Here is a 1,952-nt window from a genome sequence, read left to right as displayed (position 1 = left end):
GCGGCACGCGCGCTGGATGCGCGCCACCTACGCAGCGGCGACGTACGACCACCCGGAGAACATGGGCACGGCCCACCCGAACCGCAGCGTCGTGCAGCGGCTGATGGCCGAGCGCAACCGCCTTGCCGTCCGGCTCGCGGCCAAGGGAGCGCTTCCCGGCACCTGCCTGGCCAATGCCGTGAGGCCGGCTCCGGCGCGCGGAAGGGCGGGGGCGTGACTGGCCGCGGCGAGCCGTTGGCGGACGGCGCCCCCGGGCTGCCCTCGTCGGCCGACGAGCTGGCCTCGCCCAACCCCGTTGCCCCGGCCGAGGGCACGACCACGGCGCCTGCACCCACGTCGGGGATCGGCACCAAGGGGGTCCGCGGCGCGGTCTCCCTCATCGCCCGGCAGGGGTTCACGCAGGTGCTCTCGCTCGGCGCGGGCATCGCCCTGTTCAACCTGCTCGACCCTGGCGACTACGGCATCTACGCCGTCGTGCTGTTCTGCTACAGCCTGCTGCTCGCCTTTGGCGACGCCGGCCTCGGCGCCAGCCTCGTGCAGCAGCGCGAGGCCCCGACCCGGCGGCAGCTCGCGGTCGTGTTCACCGGTCAGCAGGCGCTGGTCGTGCCGCTGGCGGTCGTGGGCGCCCTCGTGGCGCCGTTCGTCGCGAAGGCGTACGACTTCGGCGACGAGATCCTGCCGCTGCTGTGGTCCTCGTGCGCCGCGTTCGTCGTCACCTCCCTCGGGACGCTGAGCAGCGCCCTGCTCGAGCGGGACCTCCGCTTTGGCCGGCTCGGGCTGATCGGCGTGCTGCAGAGCACCACGTTCAGCGGCGTCGCGCTCGCGCTCGCCGCGACCGGCCACGGCGCGTCGAGCATGGGGATCGCGCTGCTGGCACAGTCCGTCCTGGGTGCGGTGCTCTTCTACGCCTCTGCGCCGTACCGGCCGCAATTCGCCTGGGACTGGGAGCAGCTCAAGGGTCGGCTCCGCTTCGGCATCCCCGTCCAGGGTGTCCACGTCGTCTCGCTCGCCAAGGACAGCATCAACCCGGTCTTCGCCGGCCTGCTGCTCGGCAAGGTCGACGTCGGCAACATCAACTTCGCGGGCCAGTTCACGGCGTACGCGGCCATCGGCCTCATGGCGCTGAGCAAGCTCTACCTGCCGCTGTTCTCCCGCCTGGCCGACGACCGGGCCCGGCTGCGCGAGGCGACCGAGCGGGTCGTCCTCTTCGCCAACACCCTCGTCGCGCCGATCGCCGTGCTGACCCTCGTCTTCGCCGGCCCGCTCGTCACCCAGGTCTTCAGCGCGAGCGACCCGGGCAAGTGGGACCCGGCTCTGCCGCTCTTCTACATCATGTGGGCGTCGAACTTCTTCGTCCCCACGGCGACGCCGCTGCTGGGGCTCATGTCGGCTCTCGGGCGCCCCGGCGTCGCGCTGACGATGGGCCTGGTCTGGATGGTCTCGACGTGGATCGCCGGCGGCCCGCTGATCCTCGCCTTCGGCGCGGTCGGCTTCGCCGTGGCGAACCTGCTCGTGCAGCTCACGAACCTCCTGCTCTTCCGGATCGCGATGCGCGAGCTCGGCCTGCGGTTGCTGACCCCGATCGTCAAGCCGTGGGCGCTGGGGCTCGCCACCGGTGTGGTCGCGCTCGGCATCCGCGAGGCACTGCCGCCGGACGGCCTGGTGCTGCTGGTCACCGAGCTGGCGATCGGCGGGCTGGTCTACGCCGCGCTCGCGGCCGTGGTGCTCGCGCCGGAGCGCCGCGAGTTCCTCCGGCTGTTCCTTGGCCGCAACGAGCCGGCACGCCAGCCGGCGTGACCGGGCTCGACGGGGACCACCGCGGGCACGCCGAACAAGAGGTGGCAGACATGAGCAACGAGGGCGCCCAGACCGTCGCCGACGAGGACCCCCGGCCGCGCATCACGGGCATCGTCCACACCCTCAACGAGGAGCGGCAGGTCGCGCGCGCGATC

The 1,952-nt window shown here is 72.6% G+C and carries 2 protein-coding genes; both read left to right on the top strand.

From position 1 onward, the window contains the following. The coding region (locus G9H71_RS22410) for a hypothetical protein (protein ID WP_231135325.1) at positions 1-217 on the top strand (217 nt) is incomplete at its 5' end. Then, on the top strand, positions 214-1,797 hold the full coding sequence (locus G9H71_RS22405; protein WP_166284966.1) for an oligosaccharide flippase family protein: 1,584 nt from the start codon (positions 214-216) through the stop codon (positions 1,795-1,797). The genes G9H71_RS22410 and G9H71_RS22405, both read left to right, overlap by 4 nt. The last annotated feature ends 155 nt before the right edge of the window (positions 1,798-1,952 follow it).

Source organism: Motilibacter deserti (assembly GCF_011250635.1).
Classification (GTDB): domain Bacteria; phylum Actinomycetota; class Actinomycetes; order Motilibacterales; family Motilibacteraceae; genus Motilibacter_A; species Motilibacter_A deserti.
This window is presented reverse-complemented; position numbering and strand designations above follow the sequence as displayed.